The following is a 16,636-nucleotide window of genomic DNA, read 5'->3' as shown; positions in this document are numbered from 1 at the left end:
CTCCGCGAGCCACTGGATGCCCTCGACGTCGAGGTGGTTCGTGGGCTCGTCGAGGAACAGGACGTCCCAGTCGCCGACCAGCAGCCGCGCCAGCGCGACGCGGCGACGCTGCCCGCCGGACAGCTCGTCCACGCTGACGTCCCACGGGATGTCCGACACGAGTCCGCCGATGATGTCGCGGATCTTCGGGTCACCCGCCCACTCGTGCTCCTCGCGGTCGCCGACGACGACACTGCCGACGAGCTCGCCCGCGGGCAGGATGTCGCGCTGGTCGAGGTACCCGACCGTCAGACCGCGGCGGTGCGTGACCCGTCCGCCGTCCGGCTCGAGTCGCTGGGACAGCAGGGCGAGGAGCGTCGACTTGCCGTCGCCGTTCCGACCGACGACACCGATCCGGTCACCCTCGTCGATGCCGAGGGTGACGCTGTCGAAGACGACCTTGGTGGGGAACTCGAGATGCAGGTTCTCGGCGCCGAGGAGATGTGCCACCCGTCAAGGGTAGGCGGCTGGGCGGGCGGGTGGGTGCGGTGGCGCTCTGGTGGGCTTCGAACCACGTTTCCGACATCGAACCGACGCTGGCAGGTGGTGCGACGTCGGATGCGTGGTTCGTCACGCGAGAGGGTGCCGGGCAGGCGGCCTGGGAGGCGCGGCTCAGCTCCCCGGGGTCGGCTCGCCCTCGCCGGCGGCCTCCTTGGCACGGCGCAGTCGCGCCTGGGCCTCCCAGTACTCGATCTCGCGCTCGAGCTCGGCGAGCTCCTGCTCGGTCCCGGTGACGCGGGTGTCACCGTGGGCGGCACGGGCGTGCCCGAGGCTCGCGTACTGGTCCTCGTGGCGCCGCGGCTCGAGGTAGCGGCCGTGGTTCCGGTCACCGGGGGCCCAGTCGTGCCCGACGGCGAACCACACGATGCTGCCGACGACGGGCACCAGGATCACCAGGAACACCCACGCGACCTTCGGGAGGCCGCGCACTTGGTCGGCTCCCTTGGTGAGGATGTCGATCAGGGCGAAGACCAACAGGACGATCGAGGCCCCGTACAGCAGCACGCTCATGAGCAGCGAGTCTATGGATCGGCTCCGAGCCGCCGCTACGCCCCGAACGCGTGCCGCGTTGCGATCTGGCAACGGTCTCCTGCGGGGTCACACAGGTGCTCGACCGAGGTACCGCCGTACTGCCGTCAGAGGGCCGCGACCCACTCGTCGGTGCCGTCGGCGAAGCGCTGGTGCTTCCAGATCGGCACGTGCTCCTTCACGAGGTCGACCAGGGCACCGCACGCCGCGAAGGCCTCGGCCCGGTGCGGCGACGACACGGCTGCGGCGAGCGCGACGTCCCCGATACCGAGCGCCCCGACCCGGTGCAGCACGGCGATGCGGACCTCGGGGTGCGCCTCGGCGATGTCACGGGCGACCGCGGCGATGACCTCGCCGGCGCTCGGGTGCCGCTCGTAGTCGAGCGCGTGCACGCCCTTGCCGCCGTCGTGGTCGCGGACGACCCCGGCGAAGGTCACCACGGCGCCGTCCTGGTCGGTGGCGACGACGGCCGAGACCTCGTCGACGGTGATCGAGCGGTCGACGACGTCGGCGAGCACGACACGGTCGCTGGCGGGGGCGGCCCCGGTCACGACGCGCTCCGGGGCGCGTGGCCCTCGCCGTGCACCTGGGCGAGCACGTGGTCGAGCAGGCCGTCGAGCACGTCCAGCCCGTCGGCGACGCCGCCGCGCGACCCCGGCAGGGTGACGAGCAGGGCCCCGCCGCCGGTGATCCCGGCGACGCCCCGGCTCAGGAGCGCCGTCGGTCCGGCCCCCGCGAGCCCGCGGCGGCGGATCTCCTCGGTGATGCCGGGCAGGTCGAGGTCGATGAGCGGCGCCACGGCCTCGGGAGTGCGGTCAGTGGGGGTGACCCCGGTGCCGCCGGTGGTGATGACGACACGTGCCTCGCCGAGGAGTTCGGCCGACACCGTCTCGGCGATGGGTCCGCCGTCGGGCACGACGACCGGGTCGCCGACGGTGAAGCCGCGCTCGCGGAGCCAGGCGGCGATGACGGGTCCGGTGCGGTCGAGGGCGGGATCGGTGGACGCCTGGGTGGACACCACGACGACCCCCGCTCGGCCCCTGGTCGGTTGCGAGGTCATCGGTTGCTCCAGTCCCCGGAGCGTCCGCCGTGCTTCTCGAGCACCCGGACGTCCGTGATCGATGCCGTGCGGTCGACGGCCTTCACCATGTCGTAGACGGTCAGTGCGGCGACGCTCGCGCCGGTGAGCGCTTCCATCTCGACGCCGGTCCGCGAGGTCGTGCGCACGGACACCTCGACGACGACCCGGTCGCCGGCGCCGGTGATGTCGACCTCGACGCCGGCGATCGGCAGCGGGTGGCAGAGCGGGATGAGGTCGGAGGTCTTCTTGACGGCCATGATCGCGGCGATGCGTGCGGTGCCGATCACCTCGCCCTTGGGCAGCGAGCCGTCGAGGATGCGCGTGACGACGTCCGGCCGGGTGACGAGGGTCGCCGTGGCGGTGGCCGAGCGGGCGGTGACGTCCTTCTCGGAGACGTCCACCATGTGGGCGCTGCCGTCGGCCCGGACGTGGGAGAGCTGCGGTTCGGTCATCGGATGGTCCAGACGGTCAACGGGTCTCCGGGTTCGACGGTGTCGGTGCCGACCGGCACGTGCACGAGGTGCGTGGCGGCGGCGTAGTGGGCGAGGAGGTGGGAGCTCGGACCGCCGACGAAGTGCACGTGGCCGTCCTGCACCCGGCCGCGACGGACCTGGTGCTTGCCGGCGGGCGAGGTCGCGGCGTCGGCGGATGGCAGCACCTGGACGGTGCGGTCGTCCGCGACCCCGGCGTCGGCCGCGAGGACCGGACGGAGGAACACCTCGAACGAGACGAGGGCGGAGACCGGGTTGCCGGGGAACGAGACCACGGGCACGGGGCGTCCGGCGATCGTCACCGTGCCGGACGCCTGGGGCCCGCCGGGCTGCATCGCGACCGGGGTCACGGCGAGCCCACGGGGCTCGAGGGCCTGGCGGACGACCTCGTACGCACCGGCGCTGATGCCGCCCGTGGTGAGCACGAGGTCGGCCCAGTCCCCGACCGCGTCGTCGAGGGCTTCGAGGAACGCGCGTTCGTCGTCGGGCACCCGGACGGCCCGGGCTTCGACGCCGACCTCGGCGAGCGCCGCTCGCAGCGCGATGCCGTTCGCGTCGCCGATCATCGCGGAAGCGCCGTCGGGGCCCGCACCCGCACCGTCGGCCCGGAGCTCTGACCCGGTCGACACCACCAGGACCCGGAGGCGTCGGACGACCTCGACGGCGGCGACCCCCGCCGATGCGAGCGCGCCGAGGAGCGCCGGCGTCACCGGGGCACCCGCTGCCGCGAGCTCGGCGCCCTGCGGCAGATCGGTGCCGGTGCCACGGACGAAGGTGCCCGCCACGAGGTCGTCCGGAACGGGCACGTCGGTGAGCTCCAGCGCCGCGGGGAAGGAGCCCCGCACGGTTCGCTCCACCGGGAACACCGCGTCGGCCCCGACCGGGATCCGTGCGCCGGTCATGATCGGCGCTGCCGTGTCGATGTCGAGCGGCGGCGGGACCAGCCCGGCGGGGATCGGCGCGACCACCCGCACGACGCGCCCCGCGTCGTCGGCGCGGACGGCGAAGCCGTCCATCTGGCTGTTGTCGAACGGCGGCAGGGGAACCGGTGCGACGACGGCCCGTCCGAGCACCCGGTGACCCCGTCCGGCCCCGGCATCGGTCGCGAGGTCGTCGATGCCCCGTGCCTCCAGGTCGGAGCCGTGTCTGCCGGACAGGACCGGCGCGACGAGCGCGGCGATCTCGTCGCGGTGTTGACCGATCGTTCGCACGCGGGCCTCCGAACAGGTGGGAAGTGTGCCGCTCCCGGTTCGTACCGGGGCGGTCTCAGTAGGCAAACCAGCGCGCAGAACGCGCCGACGACCATTCGGAGGACCTGTGGAGAACGACGTGACCACGACCGGAGCTGTGGACGAGACCGTGGGCATCGGGGTGATCGGCGGTTCCGGCCTCTACGAACTGTTCGAACCGGGCACCGCGGACGAGGTCGACGTCGACACCCCGTTCGGCCCCACGTCGAGCCCGATCAGCATCGGCACGATGGCCGGCAAGCGGGTCGCGTTCCTCACCCGGCACGGCCGTGAGCACTCCGTCGCCCCGCACCGCATCAACCACCGCGCGAACCTGTGGGCACTGCGGTCGCTCGGGGTGCGCGCCGTCGTCTCGTCGAGCGCCGTGGGCGGGCTGCACCCGGACTACGCGCCGGGGACGTTCGTCGTCACCGACCAGCTCGTCGACCGGACGTGGGGTCGCGCGGACACCTTCTTCGAGGACGCCGTCCAGCACCTGTCCTTCGCCGACCCGTTCGACCCGGTCCTGCGACGGGTGGCCGTCACTGCGATCGAGCAGCTCGACGTGCCGTTCCGGCCGACGGGCACCTGCGTGGTGATCCAGGGCCCGCGCTTCTCGACCCGCGCCGAGTCCCTGTGGATGCGCCAGGCCGGCGGCCACACCATCAACATGACGATGACGCCCGAGGTGCCGCTCGCGGCCGAACTCGGCATCGGCACGGTGAACCTGTCGTTCGTGACCGATGCCGACGCCGGGCTGGCCCCCACCGAGCAGGAAGCGGCCGACGCCGGCGAGGCCCCCGTGACCCACGGGATGGTGATGGAACGCCTGGCCCGTGCGAACGAGGTCATCGTCCGCGCCATCGGCTCGATCGTCGCCGCGATCCCCGACGACTACACGCCGCGTGAGCTCGTGCCCGCCGCCGCGAGCGCCAGCGTGGCCGGCGGACACGCCACCACCACCGGAGCCACCGCGTGACCCGCCTGCTCGTCACCGGCGGCGCCGGGTTCATCGGCTCCGCGATCGTGCGCCGCGCCCGGGCCGAGGGCCACGAGGTCCGCGTGCTCGACTCGCTCCGCGACGACGTGCACGGCGACCCGTCCGAGATCGTCCTCGCCCACCAGCAGCAGGGCATCGAGTTCGTGCACGGCGACGTCCGTGACCGGATCGCCCTCGACGCGGCCCTCGACGGCGTCGACGTCGTGTGCCATCAGGCCGCCAAGGTCGGCCTCGGGGTCGACTTCCAGGACGCCCCCGACTACGTCTCGTCGAACGACGCCGGCACGGCGCACGTGCTCGCCGGGATGGACCGGCTCGGCATCGGCCGGCTGGTGGTCGCCAGCTCGATGGTCGTCTACGGCGAGGGCGCGTACACGACCGCTGCCGGGGAGCCCGTCCGGCCACCGGCCCGTCGTCGCGAGGACCTCGACCAGGGGCGCTTCGACCCGATCGGCGCGGACGGGCAGCCGCTCCTGCCCGGGCTGATCGACGAGTCCGCGTCGCTCGACCCGCGCAACGTCTACGCGCAGACCAAGGTCGCGCAGGAGCACCTCGCGTCGAGTTGGGCGCGCGCCACGGGTGGCCGCGCCGTCGCGCTCCGGTACCACAACGTCTACGGTCCCGGGATGCCCGCGAACACCCCCTACGCCGGTGTCGCCTCACTGTTCCGCTCGGCTCTGGCCCGCGGCGAGGCCCCCTCGGGTCTTCGAGGACGGCCGCCAGCGTCGCGACTTCGTGCACGTGGACGACGTCGCCGGGGCGAACGCCGCGTCGATCGCCGCCACCGCCGATCTGCCGTCCGAGTCCTTCCGCGCCTACAACGTCGGCTCCGGTGTGGTGCACACGATCGGCGAGATGGCCGCGGCGATCGCCGGACCCGACGGCCCCCAGCCGGTCGTCACCGGCGAGTACCGGCTCGGCGACGTCCGGCACGTCACGGCGTCGTCGGACCGGATCGCAGCGGAGCTGGGCTGGCGCGCCCGGGTGGACTTCGAGCGCGGCATGCGGGAGTTCGCGACGGCCCCGCTGCGCGCTGCGGTGCAGTAGCAGCGCGGCACCGGACCGGGCCACCCGTCGGACGGGAGGCACGTGGCGAGTCGACCCGCGCCTCCCGTCCGCCATCCGCTGCGTCCACCGCTCCCCCGCCCCCGGGTCGGGACCGCGTCGGGACCGCATCGGCGACGCGTCGGCGCCGCGAGATCGCACTTTCGCCGCCTGCCCACGCCCAGGACGCCGCCGGAGTGCGATCTCGCCGAACCACCGCCGAACCACCGCCGGCCGGACGGCCGGAAGGACCGCCAGCCGGCCCGACCAGACCGACCCGCTGCCCGCGCCGCCGCGTCCCCACAGCAGTGGACGCCCCTGTCCCCCGAACAGGGGGAACCACGCGCACCGAGTGCGCAGAACGTCCAGCGGGGGACGTCGTTCCTGTACCCCGCGGCGCCGCGACGTGTTGGCTCGAAGGCATGGAACGACAGCCGGCCGCCGACGAGACCGACCGATCCTCCGCCGCGACGCGCGCGGAACGGCCCGACACCAGTCGGTCCGCACGAGGGCACCGAATGGCAGTCATGAACGTCGACGTCATCCTCCCCTGTCTCGACGAGGCCGATGCCCTCCCCGAGGTCCTCGGCCGCCTGCCCACCGGCTACCGGCCGATCGTCGTCGACAACGGCTCGACCGACGGCTCCGCCGACGTCGCCCGCGCACACGGCGCACTCGTCGTCACCGAACCCGTCAAGGGGTTCGGCTCGGCCTGCGCCGCCGGCGTCGCCGCCGCGACCGCCGAGTACGTCGCCTTCTGCGACGCCGACGCCTCGATGGACCCCGCCGAACTCGTCCCGCTGGTCGCACGTGTCGCGACCGGCCACACCGACCTCGCACTCGGCCGCCGCGTCCCCACCACGCCCGGAGCATGGGCGCCGCACGCCCGCTTCGCGAACCGCGTCCTCGCCGTCCTCATGCACCGCGCCACCGGCTACAGGCTGCGCGACCTCGGTCCGATGCGCGTGATGCGCCGCGAGGACCTGGTCGCCCTCGACCTGCGCGACCGCCGCAGCGGCTACCCGCTCGAGATGGTCCTCGCCGCGCACGCGGCGGGCTGGCGCGTCGACGAGTCCGACATCGGGTACGCGCAGCGCATCGGTGACAGCAAGGTCACCGGCGCGCTCCGCGGCACCATCAACGCGGTCAAGGACATGTCCCGTCTGCTCCGCACGTACCGCCGAGCAGCGCAGACCGCCAGCCGGGAGGCACGGGGCCGCGTCGTCGCACCGGCACCCGTCGGGCAGTCGGCCGGGTCCACCCCGGAGATGGTCGCCTCGACGACGGACGGTGCGCGCTCGTGACCGCCGACATCACCGTCGCGGTGGTCGCGAAGGAGTGCCTGCCCGGCAAGGTGAAGACCCGGCTGACGCCGGCGCTGACCCCCGAGGGTGCCGCCCGTGTCGCCGCCGCGAGCCTCGCGGACACCCTCGCGACCGTCCGCGCCCTGCCCGCCGCACGCCGCGTCCTGTTCTTCGACGGCACCGTCCTGCCCGAGGGGGCAGACGGCTTCGATGTCATCCACCAGACCAGCGGTGGGCTCGACGAACGCCTCGGCGCGCTGTTCGACGCCGTCGACGGCCCGACGCTGCTGGTCGGCATGGACACGCCGCAGTGCAGCGCCGCCGACGTCGCCCCGGTGTTCGAGGACCCGTCGCGCGACGCGTGGTTCGGTCCCGCTGAAGACGGCGGCTTCTGGTCGCTGTACCTCCGCGAGCCGAACGGCGCGCACCTCCGGGGCGTCCCGATGTCGCAGGACGACACCGGAGCCGTGCAGCTCGCACGTCTGACCGATGCCGGCCTCGACGTGGGCGTCCTCGGGGTCCTGCTCGACGTCGACACCGTGCCCGATGCCGAGCGCGTCGCAGCACTCGTGCCGGACTCCCGGTTCGCCGGGGCCCTGCGCGCCGAAACCGTGGGGAGCCCCCGATGACCATGCACGCACCCGTCTCGTTCGGCGCCGGCGGCGGCGAGCCCTACGCCCGCGCGCTCCGCACCGATGGCCGGATCCGCCTCACCGACCCCGAGCGCCCGGACGCCGAGGTCACGCTTGACGTCGGCCGCTGGAGCGCCGCTGCCGACCGCGTCGACCGTTCGCTCCTCGACGGCGCCGACGGCCTCGTGATCGACATCGGCTGCGGGCCCGGGCGGATGCTCGTCGCCGCGCAGGCGCTGGGCATCCCGGCGCTCGGCGTCGACGTCTCCGCCGAGGCCGTGGCGATCGCCCGGCGCTCCGGCGGCACCGCACTGCAGGGCTCGGTGTTCGAGCCGGTCCCCGACGAGGGGCACTGGGACACCGCACTCGTCATCGACGGGAACATCGGCATCGGCGGCGACCCTGCGGCGCTGCTCGCCCGGTGCCGGGAGATCGTGCGCGAGGGCGGTCGTGTCATCGTCGAGACGCACGTCGACCACGAGGCCGACCGCACCTTCACCGCCCGCGTCGTGGACGCCGACGGCCACCAGAGCGCCGGTTTCCCCTGGGCCGAGGTCGGTGTCGACGCGCTGCTCGAGCACGCCGAGCGCGCCGGGCTGACCGCGCGTCAGAGCTGGACGGCCAGCGGCCGGACGTTCTGCGAGCTGCTCGCCTGAGCCTTCCTTCTTTTGCGTGATGCAAAAGTAGAAGGTAGGCTGGGTGTCATCAAGCCGACGGCGTCGCGGTCGCCGGCCTGGTGACCGACGACCCTCGGCACGACGACGAGGAGCACCCATGCAGAACCGTCAGAACCCCCTGGGCGGCGCCTACGTGACCGGCCTCGAAGCCCGCGACGAGCTCGGCGGCTACGCCGTCACCGCAGCCTGGCGTCCGATCGGCACCTACACCGGGACCGGCATCGGCCGCGCACTCGGCCGGTTCGTCGACACGCAGTTCCGGCGCCCCGGCACCGCGACGTCCTCGACGCGCACCGCGACCGGTTCGCTCCGCACGGCGACCGGATCGTTCCGCACCGCCTGAAGCACTGCCTCCCCAGACCGCGAGCGGTCGTCCTCCCGGGGTCTCCCCCTTTCACTCCGGGCTGGACGGCCGCTCGCTTCGTCAGTGCCGGACCTCGCCGGGTCGGTCGAACCTCACTCCGCTGCGATCGCTGTCCTGCGCGTTCCACACGAGCAACAGGAACGGCCCGACAACCCAGACGAGCCCTCGGCTCCGACGGGACAGCGTGCACCGTCAGACCGCTTCGCCCAGCTGACCGTATCCTTCGGACTCCGCCTTCAGCACGACGACCTGCGAGACACGATCCCGAACGTCGATCAGCCATTCGCGAGTCGATCTCCCAGTGTCAGCAAGGGGAACCAGGCCCGAATCAACGTACGCGACGAAGCCGTCAGCCAACCGCTCGGACCCGAGCATGCCCACGAGGTAGTCGAGTTCGGTCTGCAGCGCTTGGTTGTCGGCCAGGGGTGCTTCGTCGATGTCTTGCGTGAGCACTGCCTCGGCATCTGGCCAGTCGAGTCGCCAATCGAAGTTGAACTCCGCGCCGAGCAGCGACGTCATTCTCGGTGCGTGACGGACCACATCTCGGTAGAAGTCCTCGTCACTCACAGAGCACCCTCGCGGGTGACTGGTCGAGAACGGACTTCACACCGAACACTGGTGAATTCGAGAACGTTGGATCCCACCACTCATCCACGCTTCACTGGTCTGGCTACGGAGCATCGAGCGCGACTCACAGCGGCAACCCCTGCAACGCCAGCCGCGCGTCGGTCAACCACTGACGCACATCTTCACCGAAGTCGCGCCGAAAGTCGACGTCAACGTCGAACGACCGCACGAAATCCTCCACCTCCGATGTCGTCGGAAGTGCCCGTAGAATCGCATCGATCTCACTGACTATGTCAAGGCGCTCTTCCAGAGAACGGTACCCGAAAGCAAGATCAAGCGACTCATTTGCCGTTCGATCTTCGTACCAACCTTGGTAGAACAGGCCTCCGATCAGATTGGCCATGTGCGGTGCTCGCTTTTTGAGCTCTTCAACGTCCAATACGACCCCATACCGTCACTCCGAAGAGAGAATCCCCATCCGTACCGCGTAGACCGTCACCCTTCCGAACCCTTCCGGCGAAGCCCGCGGCTTAACCGGTGTGAGACAACCAGCAACCACTCTTCGCCATTCGACTTGCTCCGCACGAGCCGGGCGGACGACCGGAGGCACAATCGAACTCCTCCGTCTTCAGAGGTCCCGGAGGACCGCCCGTGCACCCTCGAGCCACTTGCGTACCCCTTCCGGGAAATCCCGATCGAAGTCGACATCGACGTCGAAGGACATGAGGTGCTCTCTGACATTTTGCTCGGAATGAAGCTGAGTGAGCAGGAGGTCGATTTCTTCTAACACACGGTCTCAATAGCCTGTCGCGCGCTGCCCGAAGGCTAGCTCTAACGCCTCGTTCGCCGTCCGGTCCTCGTACCACTGTTGTCAAAACAAAGCACCGAAAAGATTTGTCAGCTTCGGAGTTCTTCGTTTGATTCCCGAATAGTCTGTCATTCCATCTACTCGATCATGCATCCGCTGCGTCGAGCTCGGAGATGCGTCCGACGAGGTAGTCCACCCAACCGAGAGCGCTCATGTCTGCATCAACTTCCGGTTGAAAGCCACTGCCAATCGACTCCAACGGGTGGATCACGTCGGTTTCCTGACAAATCGTCCGGATATCGAGCAGCTCCAGCGCCAGCGCCCCACGGGTCGCCGGGAACCCGTCCAGGGCCTTGGACAGAACTTCATTGGCCGAAGACGACTCATCCTTCCAGCCCTGGCTGAACGCACCTCCCATCAGCGAGTCAAATGCGGGGAAATCAAGCAAGGGTCTCAAGTGATTCACCACTGCTGACGCCGTGCGACACCGTCTTGTCCACTCTCAGTGGTGGAGATGTGACGCTGCAGCCGCTCGCCGACACTCCGCAGCCACTGCCGGTCATCGATGCCATCCTCCGCTGGTACGTAGTTGCAGTCGAGTTCGACGAGACGACCAGCGAGGGAGGCTTCGTCGGGAAGGATCGAGTCGAGGTCTCGGACGTCCTCCAGGAGCGTGCGCAATGCCCCTTCGGACCCAACTGTGACGTGATCCTCCAGTGCCTGCTCGGCTGAGTACGGCTCCTCCGCCCAGTCCTGGTGGAAGTACGAGCCCACGAATGCGTCGAAGCCGTGGAAGTTCTGCGCGGTGATGCTCGCCACAGCGGGGTACGCGGTGAACACGGTGTAGCCCGACGGATTGTCGGACGCTCGCGTCAGCACGACTCGCACGCCTTCCAGGTCCTGGGGTTCCGCGAAGGGATTGCCGCGACCAGTAACACCACCCGGCACCGCGTAGATCCGCAGCGGCCGGACGGCCCCTGCAGCCACCCATTGACGAATGCGCTCGTGATTGAAGTCGAGTGCGTACGCCACGGCTTCGTTCGCGCGTTCAACGCTCGGAAAGTAGGACTCCCCGTCCGGACGGCGTGCACAGTCAACACTCGTCGCACTTCTCGTCGGTCGCCCGAGTAACCTTCTTCGTCATTGCACAACCTTTCTCAAGCCCTCGTCGTCTCAATTAAGCCTCAAGATCAGCCGACAAGATAATGCTCGTTGCTTCCGAGAAGTGGGGTCGCCTGTCGAACCCATCTCGACGCGCTTCGGTAGGCCAGAAGGCTGTCACAGAGCATCAGTCGGTAATCTCCAGACCGTCCTGCAGGCGGTCCCGGATCCCGCAAAGCCACGCGCGCGCTGATTGCGCGAAGTCGATCGTGGGCACCAGGCCCGAGCCTACGAAGTCCAAGAAGTCTTCGACATCCTGGTCGGTTTCGAGCGCACTGAGAAGCGACTTTACTTCGCGGAGCAGAGCTCTTTTCCGAGCACTGTCAACCTCGTCGATCCGACAGATCAGCACGTCCTCCGCCGATTGCCAATCGAGCATCCAGTCCTGATTGAAGTCGGCTCCCAACAGCGTGTTCATCTGCGGCGTCCGCGTCAAAACCGCGCGCAGCTCTGCTTCAGTTCTTCGCAACGAAGATCCCTCTCGGATAGGAGGTCAGCACGTTGTACGGGGGCTCGCCCTCACCGGTGTACTTCAAGACGACCCGCACGACTGAGCTGTCGGTCATCGGGGGATGCCCGTTGGGACGGTAACTGCGGCCAACGACCGACTCAGCGGGCCAATCGAAGCCCTCGGTCGGCGCGAGCTCCGGGTGACTAGCCTTTGCCTCCACCCAAGCACGGATGTGTTCGTGGTTGAAGTCAAGATTATCGGCCACGAGCTCGTTGAGGCGATCCTTCGACACAGTGTAGGCACTGTTCGGACGCTTACCTTTGAAGCGAGCCTTGATCCAGTCATCGAGTTCGGTCCCGCTCAGGCCCTCTTTGGCAAGGTGAACATCCAACGTGTGGCCGCCAGCGCGATCAGTGGCGTCCAATCCTCCGCGCTGGAGGAAGGTGCTCGACTCAACGCCGTGCTCGATTGCATCGACGTCGTGGAGACGATGGAAGTCCGGATGCTCTCGCCCGAACCGATCGAGCTCATCGCGGAAGAAGTTCGCGAACGCGTCGTCTCCGACGCCGAGCCCCGGAGAGTACCCGCTCGTCTGCGTCCACTTCGCGTACTCGCGATCGACGAGGTCCGCGAGCGCGTTCACGTTCGACTCCGACGCCCCGCCCTTCATCCAGGCGCGGACGTCTGCTTCCACCCCGCGCAGGCCGAGCTTCCCGAGCCCGGAAGCGAGCTCTTCCGCACGACCAGCTCGCCCGGCCCATCCCTCCGGCCCGAGGAAGCTCGTCCCCACTGCTGACGCTGCCGCACCGGCCGCGACTCCGGGGTTCTCCCTCGCGTCCTTCCACCAGTTCTGAGCGGCGTCGCCCATCGCACCGAGTGCCTGCCCGGACTCGCCCTTGGGGTTCACCGCGGCATCGAGCCACGACATCGGGTTCACCAGCAGACTGAACGCCACGGCGCCGTCGGCCGCACCCTTCCACGCCGAGCCGAGGTTGCCCCAGCTCCAGTCCCCACTGTTGTCCCAGCCGCCGAGGTGCGTGAGACCCAGGATCGTCGTGAGGATGTCGTCCTTGAAGCCGTCCTCGAACTGTTCCGCCCAGGACTTTCCCTTCGCCGTTCCCACGCGAGACCAGGGGAGGTCGATGCCCCGCTCGTTGAGGTCGCTCTCGGAGGGCGCTCTGTACGCCTTCTTCACGCTGGCGCCCGTGGCACGCTTGATCGCGAGCGCGCACTCGGCTTGGGCGGCTTGCAGCAGTGCCACCTGTTCGTTGATCTGCCGGACGAGCTCGTTGTTCTGCAACAGCGCGCCGGGGTCGTCGTACCACGGAACGGTCTCCGTCTCGCCGTCGTACTTCCCCGGGTCGTAGGCGTCCCATTCGGCGGCGGATTTCGGGATGGGGACCTGCTTCGCCCGGGTGACGCCGTCCTTGACGTCGGCGACGAACGCCTTCGCCTCCTTCCGCAGGACGTCCAGCTGCTTCTTCGGGCCGGCTGCCGTGCTCGCGTAGGTCTCCAGCGCCCTGGCCACCTTGCGGGCGATCCCGCCGATCGTGTGGACGTCCTCGGTCACCGGGTCCATCAGTGCGAACACCTGGTCAGACTCCGGCGCTTCGTACACCCCGGACAGCTTCTGCCACTTCGCCGGCAGGTCGTCGGCGACGGTCTTCATCGACGTGCCGCCGGTCTTGATGCTGTCGGCGCCGGTCGAGACCGCGACCAGGTCGAGATCGGCCCCGGGGATCCCGGCCGGGTTGACGAGACCGTGGTCGCCGTACGCGACGCCGCTCACCGCTGGCGCTCCGCTGCCTGGACGAAGAACGAGACGTCGTGGGTGTCTGCCGCGGTCACGCCGGCACGCTGGGCGTTCGCGGCCATGTCCAGGTCGCCCGCTTTGTAGGCGTCGACCGCGTTCGTGACACCCTGCACCCCGCCGATGAGGCGGTAGGTCACCTGGTCCACGTCGTCCTGCGTCTTCGTCAGGAACGCGCCCAGCGCTTCGTTCACCACGTCGCCCGCACCCCCGGCGACCTCGGCGACCCCGCCCTGCACGGACTGCAGCGCGCTGGCGGTGCCGTTCACCGATCCACTGACGTCGTGCAGCACGGTCTGGACCCCGGCCAGGTCGATCTTCCACCCTTGCGTACTCATCGTTCTCCCCCCGTCCGCGTGCCATCGTCGCGGGTTCCGCGGTCCCGCTGCAAGGCCTCGGGATGCATCGCATCTGCTCGGAGATCACCGAGCCGCCGACCGAGTCCGGCAGCGGCGGCCCACCGCTCGCGTTCGGTGCCGTGGAACCAGATCACGAGGCCGGGTGCGTGCGCCGGACCGACGAGGTGTCCGCCGAGCTCGCGTCGGCGCTCGAGCAGGCCGCTGGCGCGCGCGGCGCGCACACCGGAGAAGACCCCGAGCGGCGCTGGCGGCCCCGCGATCGCCGTGTCCACGACCCCGTCGGCCCGGCCACGGCTGGTGGAGAACAGGGCCGACTGCGGATGGCGACCGAGCATGACGGACTGGAGGCCCGCCTCCAGTCCGTCACGCAGCCCACGGAATCCGTCGATCCGGTCGAGGGCGCCCGGTACTGCGACCGTGCAGCGGAGCGTCTCGAAGACGGTCCGCGGGCCGCGCTCCACGGTCAGCACGCCGCCGACCACCGCTCCGCGGGTGCCCGTGACCACGAAGGTGGCCGCCCGCGGCGACCGACGCTCCGCCATGGCCGTCATCCGCGCCGGCTCGAGCGGCGGCAGCCCCTCGGCGAGGGAGGAGGCGACGTCGACGTCGAGCGCCCGTGCGAGGAACCGCGCCGGGGTCGCGCCGAGGGCGATCCCGGGTCGGGCGGGGTGCTCGATCGTGAGGTCGACGTGCAGTCGGTGCCCGACCGGGCCGCGAGCGGCATCCTCGGGGCACTCGGGCCTCCAGCGGAACCCGTGCTGCGCGAGCAGGTGCAGCGCCGCCCAGGAGATCTCGGCACCGGCCGCGGTGTGCAACGTCGCCGCGTCGCCGGCCTGCACGGCGGCGAGCAGCGCCGCGTCCGCGCGGATCGTCTCCCCCATGCACCCGACCCTACCGCCGTTCGCCAACATGTCGGATACGACGAGAACGCCCGAGGGGCCGGGGTGCCAGGATGGACCCATGAACGACCGCGCCGGCACCCCCGCGACCGCAGACGACCTCGTCGACCTCGACGCCCTCATCGCCGCCTACCACGAGCGCGTCCCGGACGTGTCCGTGCCGGAACAGAAGGTCGTGTTCGGCACCTCGGGCCACCGCGGCTCGTCGCTCGACTCCGCGTTCAACGACACCCACATCGCCGCCATCACGCAGGCGATCGTCGAGTACCGGCAGACGCAGGGCACCGACGGCCCGCTGTTCATCGGCCGCGACACGCACGCGCTGTCCGGGCCGGCGGAGCGCACCGCGCTCGAGGTCCTGGCCGCGAACGGCGTGCACGTCCTGGCCGACAGCGAGAACGGCTACGTGCCGACGCCCGCACTGAGCCACGCGATCATCGCCTACAACCGCGCGGGCCACGCCGACACCGCGGACGGCATCGTGATCACGCCGAGCCACAACCCGCCGCGTGACGGCGGCTTCAAGTACAACCCGCCGCACGGTGGCCCCGCGGACAGCGACGCGACGTCGTGGATCGCGAACCGGGCGAACGACATCATCGAGGGCGGCAACGCCGCGGTGCTGCGCACCGAGCAGGCGACACCGGACCGGTACGACTTCCTGGGCGCGTACGTCGCCGACCTCGAGAACATCATCGACGTCGACGCCATCAAGCGCGCGGGCGTGAAGATCGGCGCCGACCCGCTCGGTGGCGCGTCCCTGCCGTACTGGAACCGCATCCGCGACCACTACGGCCTCGACCTGACCGTCGTGAACCCCGACGTCGACCCGACGTGGTCCTTCATGACGCTCGACTGGGACGGCAAGATCCGGATGGACCCGTCGAGCCCGAGCGCGATGGCGTCCGTGGTCGCCCGCAAGGACGAGTTCGACGTCCTGACCGGCAACGACGCCGACTCCGACCGCCACGGCATCGTGACGCCCGACGGCGGACTGATGAACCCGAACCACTACCTCGCCGTCGCGATCGAGTACCTGTACGCGCACCGTCCGGCATGGCGCAACGACGCCGCGATCGGCAAGACCCTGGTGTCGTCGAGCATCATCGACAAGGTCGCCGAGTCGCTCGGCCGTCGCCTGTGGGAGGTGCCGGTCGGCTTCAAGTGGTTCGTGCCGGGGCTCATCGACGGCTCGGTCGCGTTCGGTGGCGAAGAGTCGGCGGGGGCGTCGTTCCTGCGGAAGGACGGCACCGCCTGGACGACCGACAAGGACGGCATCATCCTGGCGCTCCTGGCGTCGGAGATCATCGCGGTGACGGGCAAGACCCCGTCGCAGCTCTACGACGAGCTCACCGAGCGCTTCGGTGACCCGGTCTACCAGCGCGTCGACGCCGCCGCGAGCAAGGACCAGAAGGCCCGCCTCGGCAAGCTCGACGGCGACGCGATCACGGCGGAGACCCTGGCGGGCGACCCGATCACGGCGAAGCTGTCGAAGGCCCCGGGCAACGACGCGGCGGTCGGCGGCGTGAAGGTCGTCACCGACAAGGCGTGGTTCGCGGCCCGTCCGTCCGGCACCGAGGACGTCTACAAGATCTACGCAGAGAGCTTCGTCGGGCAGGAGCACCTCGAACAGGTGCAGCGTGAAGCCAAGGAGATCGTGGACGCCGCCCTCGGCGCCTGACGCCGCCGCG

At 70.2% G+C, this 16,636-nt stretch carries 18 protein-coding genes and 3 pseudogenes; 7 read left to right on the top strand and 14 right to left on the bottom strand.

Annotated features, from left to right (window positions below):
• Window positions 1-20: 20 nt before the first annotated feature.
• The 6 genes and pseudogenes from ACZ8AI_RS02315 to ACZ8AI_RS02290 all read right to left on the bottom strand — a co-directional run.
• A pseudogene (locus ACZ8AI_RS02315) lies at window positions 21-489 on the bottom strand (ATP-binding cassette domain-containing protein); the annotation flags it as partial.
• A 162-nt stretch (window positions 490-651) separates the two neighbouring features.
• Window positions 652-1,050 carry a PLD nuclease N-terminal domain-containing protein gene (locus ACZ8AI_RS02310; RefSeq protein WP_464856198.1) on the bottom strand — a complete coding sequence of 133 codons (399 nt, stop codon included), beginning with the start codon at window positions 1,048-1,050 and terminating at the stop codon, window positions 652-654.
• Between the two features lie 125 nt (window positions 1,051-1,175).
• Window positions 1,176-1,619: a molybdenum cofactor biosynthesis protein MoaE gene (locus ACZ8AI_RS02305; protein ID WP_464856196.1), complete on the bottom strand. Its 444-nt coding sequence runs from the start codon at window positions 1,617-1,619 to the stop codon at window positions 1,176-1,178.
• Window positions 1,616-2,128 (bottom strand): MogA/MoaB family molybdenum cofactor biosynthesis protein, encoded by a 513-nt coding sequence (locus ACZ8AI_RS02300; protein WP_464856194.1) that lies wholly within the window; start codon window positions 2,126-2,128, stop codon window positions 1,616-1,618. The genes ACZ8AI_RS02305 and ACZ8AI_RS02300 overlap by 4 nt, the downstream gene beginning before the upstream one ends.
• Window positions 2,125-2,601, bottom strand: a complete 477-nt coding sequence (moaC, locus tag ACZ8AI_RS02295) for a cyclic pyranopterin monophosphate synthase MoaC (RefSeq protein WP_464856192.1) — start codon at window positions 2,599-2,601, stop codon at window positions 2,125-2,127. The genes ACZ8AI_RS02300 and moaC overlap by 4 nt, the downstream gene beginning before the upstream one ends.
• Entirely contained in the window at window positions 2,598-3,851 is a 1,254-nt protein-coding gene (locus ACZ8AI_RS02290; protein ID WP_464856190.1) for a molybdopterin molybdotransferase MoeA, read from the bottom strand. Before ACZ8AI_RS02290 ends, moaC begins: the two co-directional genes overlap by 4 nt.
• A gap of 118 nt (window positions 3,852-3,969) precedes the next feature.
• On the opposite strand from ACZ8AI_RS02290, the gene ACZ8AI_RS02285 reads away from it, so the two are divergent.
• From ACZ8AI_RS02285 to ACZ8AI_RS02260, 6 genes and pseudogenes are all read left to right on the top strand, one after another.
• The gene (locus tag ACZ8AI_RS02285) at window positions 3,970-4,848 is read left to right on the top strand and encodes an MTAP family purine nucleoside phosphorylase (RefSeq protein ID WP_464856188.1); all 879 of its coding nucleotides are present in this window, start codon (window positions 3,970-3,972) and stop codon (window positions 4,846-4,848) included.
• A pseudogene (locus ACZ8AI_RS02280) lies at window positions 4,845-5,916 on the top strand (NAD-dependent epimerase/dehydratase family protein). The gene ACZ8AI_RS02285 and the pseudogene ACZ8AI_RS02280 overlap by 4 nt, the downstream one beginning before the upstream one ends.
• A 419-nt stretch (window positions 5,917-6,335) precedes the next feature.
• Entirely contained in the window at window positions 6,336-7,217 is an 882-nt protein-coding gene (locus ACZ8AI_RS02275) for a glycosyltransferase family 2 protein (protein WP_464856186.1), read from the top strand.
• Window positions 7,214-7,846 carry a TIGR04282 family arsenosugar biosynthesis glycosyltransferase gene (locus tag ACZ8AI_RS02270; protein WP_464856184.1) on the top strand — a complete coding sequence of 211 codons (633 nt, stop codon included), beginning with the start codon at window positions 7,214-7,216 and terminating at the stop codon, window positions 7,844-7,846. Before ACZ8AI_RS02275 ends, ACZ8AI_RS02270 begins: the two co-directional genes overlap by 4 nt.
• On the top strand, window positions 7,843-8,505 hold the full coding sequence (locus tag ACZ8AI_RS02265) for a class I SAM-dependent methyltransferase (RefSeq protein WP_464856182.1): 663 nt from the start codon (window positions 7,843-7,845) through the stop codon (window positions 8,503-8,505). Before ACZ8AI_RS02270 ends, ACZ8AI_RS02265 begins: the two co-directional genes overlap by 4 nt.
• A 118-nt stretch (window positions 8,506-8,623) precedes the next feature.
• Window positions 8,624-8,869 (top strand): hypothetical protein, encoded by a 246-nt coding sequence (locus ACZ8AI_RS02260; protein ID WP_071294094.1) that lies wholly within the window; start codon window positions 8,624-8,626, stop codon window positions 8,867-8,869.
• A 213-nt stretch (window positions 8,870-9,082) separates the two neighbouring features.
• Here ACZ8AI_RS02260 and ACZ8AI_RS02255 read toward each other — a convergent pair whose 3' ends face one another.
• From ACZ8AI_RS02255 to ACZ8AI_RS02220, 8 genes and pseudogenes are all read right to left on the bottom strand, one after another.
• Window positions 9,083-9,409 carry a contact-dependent growth inhibition system immunity protein gene (locus ACZ8AI_RS02255; RefSeq protein ID WP_464856180.1) on the bottom strand — a complete coding sequence of 109 codons (327 nt, stop codon included), beginning with the start codon at window positions 9,407-9,409 and terminating at the stop codon, window positions 9,083-9,085.
• A gap of 172 nt (window positions 9,410-9,581) precedes the next feature.
• Window positions 9,582-9,860 (bottom strand): contact-dependent growth inhibition system immunity protein, encoded by a 279-nt coding sequence (locus tag ACZ8AI_RS02250; protein ID WP_464856178.1) that lies wholly within the window; start codon window positions 9,858-9,860, stop codon window positions 9,582-9,584.
• A gap of 550 nt (window positions 9,861-10,410) precedes the next feature.
• On the bottom strand, window positions 10,411-10,734 hold the full coding sequence (locus ACZ8AI_RS02245) for a hypothetical protein (RefSeq protein WP_464856176.1): 324 nt from the start codon (window positions 10,732-10,734) through the stop codon (window positions 10,411-10,413).
• Window positions 10,728-11,330 (bottom strand): annotated as a pseudogene (locus ACZ8AI_RS02240) (contact-dependent growth inhibition system immunity protein); the annotation flags it as partial. The pseudogene ACZ8AI_RS02240 and the gene ACZ8AI_RS02245, both read right to left, overlap by 7 nt.
• A gap of 223 nt (window positions 11,331-11,553) precedes the next feature.
• The gene (locus ACZ8AI_RS02235; protein ID WP_464856174.1) at window positions 11,554-11,844 is read right to left on the bottom strand and encodes a contact-dependent growth inhibition system immunity protein; all 291 of its coding nucleotides are present in this window, start codon (window positions 11,842-11,844) and stop codon (window positions 11,554-11,556) included.
• A gap of 37 nt (window positions 11,845-11,881) precedes the next feature.
• Window positions 11,882-13,666 (bottom strand): RNase A-like domain-containing protein, encoded by a 1,785-nt coding sequence (locus tag ACZ8AI_RS02230; RefSeq protein ID WP_464856172.1) that lies wholly within the window; start codon window positions 13,664-13,666, stop codon window positions 11,882-11,884.
• Window positions 13,663-14,025: a DUF6507 family protein gene (locus tag ACZ8AI_RS02225; protein WP_464856170.1), complete on the bottom strand. Its 363-nt coding sequence runs from the start codon at window positions 14,023-14,025 to the stop codon at window positions 13,663-13,665. Before ACZ8AI_RS02225 ends, ACZ8AI_RS02230 begins: the two co-directional genes overlap by 4 nt.
• On the bottom strand, window positions 14,022-14,927 hold the full coding sequence (locus tag ACZ8AI_RS02220) for a DUF6177 family protein (protein ID WP_464856168.1): 906 nt from the start codon (window positions 14,925-14,927) through the stop codon (window positions 14,022-14,024). Before ACZ8AI_RS02220 ends, ACZ8AI_RS02225 begins: the two co-directional genes overlap by 4 nt.
• A gap of 79 nt (window positions 14,928-15,006) precedes the next feature.
• Here ACZ8AI_RS02220 and pgm point away from each other — a divergent pair, with 79 nt between their 5' ends.
• Window positions 15,007-16,626: a phosphoglucomutase (alpha-D-glucose-1,6-bisphosphate-dependent) gene (gene pgm, locus ACZ8AI_RS02215; protein ID WP_464856166.1), complete on the top strand. Its 1,620-nt coding sequence runs from the start codon at window positions 15,007-15,009 to the stop codon at window positions 16,624-16,626.
• Window positions 16,627-16,636 lie beyond the last annotated feature (10 nt).

This window comes from Curtobacterium sp. AC273 (assembly GCF_979253735.1).
This window is presented reverse-complemented; position numbering and strand designations above follow the sequence as displayed.

What these genes read in the sequence shown, in the direction of transcription:
- ACZ8AI_RS02310 (WP_464856198.1), bottom strand. Translation starts at nt 1,050, where the DNA reads ATGAGCGTGCTGCTGTACGGGGCCTCGATCGTCCTGTTGGTCTTCGCC.
- ACZ8AI_RS02300 (WP_464856194.1), bottom strand. Translation starts at nt 2,128, where the DNA reads ATGACCTCGCAACCGACCAGGGGCCGAGCGGGGGTCGTCGTGGTGTCC.
- moaC (WP_464856192.1), bottom strand. Translation starts at nt 2,601, where the DNA reads ATGACCGAACCGCAGCTCTCCCACGTCCGGGCCGACGGCAGCGCCCAC.
- ACZ8AI_RS02275 (WP_464856186.1), top strand. Translation starts at nt 6,336, where the DNA reads ATGGAACGACAGCCGGCCGCCGACGAGACCGACCGATCCTCCGCCGCG.
- ACZ8AI_RS02265 (WP_464856182.1), top strand. Translation starts at nt 7,843, where the DNA reads ATGACCATGCACGCACCCGTCTCGTTCGGCGCCGGCGGCGGCGAGCCC.
- ACZ8AI_RS02260 (WP_071294094.1), top strand. Translation starts at nt 8,624, where the DNA reads ATGCAGAACCGTCAGAACCCCCTGGGCGGCGCCTACGTGACCGGCCTC.
- ACZ8AI_RS02255 (WP_464856180.1), bottom strand. Translation starts at nt 9,409, where the DNA reads ATGACGTCGCTGCTCGGCGCGGAGTTCAACTTCGATTGGCGACTCGAC.
- ACZ8AI_RS02250 (WP_464856178.1), bottom strand. Translation starts at nt 9,860, where the DNA reads ATGGCCAATCTGATCGGAGGCCTGTTCTACCAAGGTTGGTACGAAGAT.
- ACZ8AI_RS02235 (WP_464856174.1), bottom strand. Translation starts at nt 11,844, where the DNA reads ATGAACACGCTGTTGGGAGCCGACTTCAATCAGGACTGGATGCTCGAT.
- ACZ8AI_RS02225 (WP_464856170.1), bottom strand. Translation starts at nt 14,025, where the DNA reads ATGAGTACGCAAGGGTGGAAGATCGACCTGGCCGGGGTCCAGACCGTG.
- ACZ8AI_RS02220 (WP_464856168.1), bottom strand. Translation starts at nt 14,927, where the DNA reads ATGGGGGAGACGATCCGCGCGGACGCGGCGCTGCTCGCCGCCGTGCAG.
- pgm (WP_464856166.1), top strand. Translation starts at nt 15,007, where the DNA reads ATGAACGACCGCGCCGGCACCCCCGCGACCGCAGACGACCTCGTCGAC.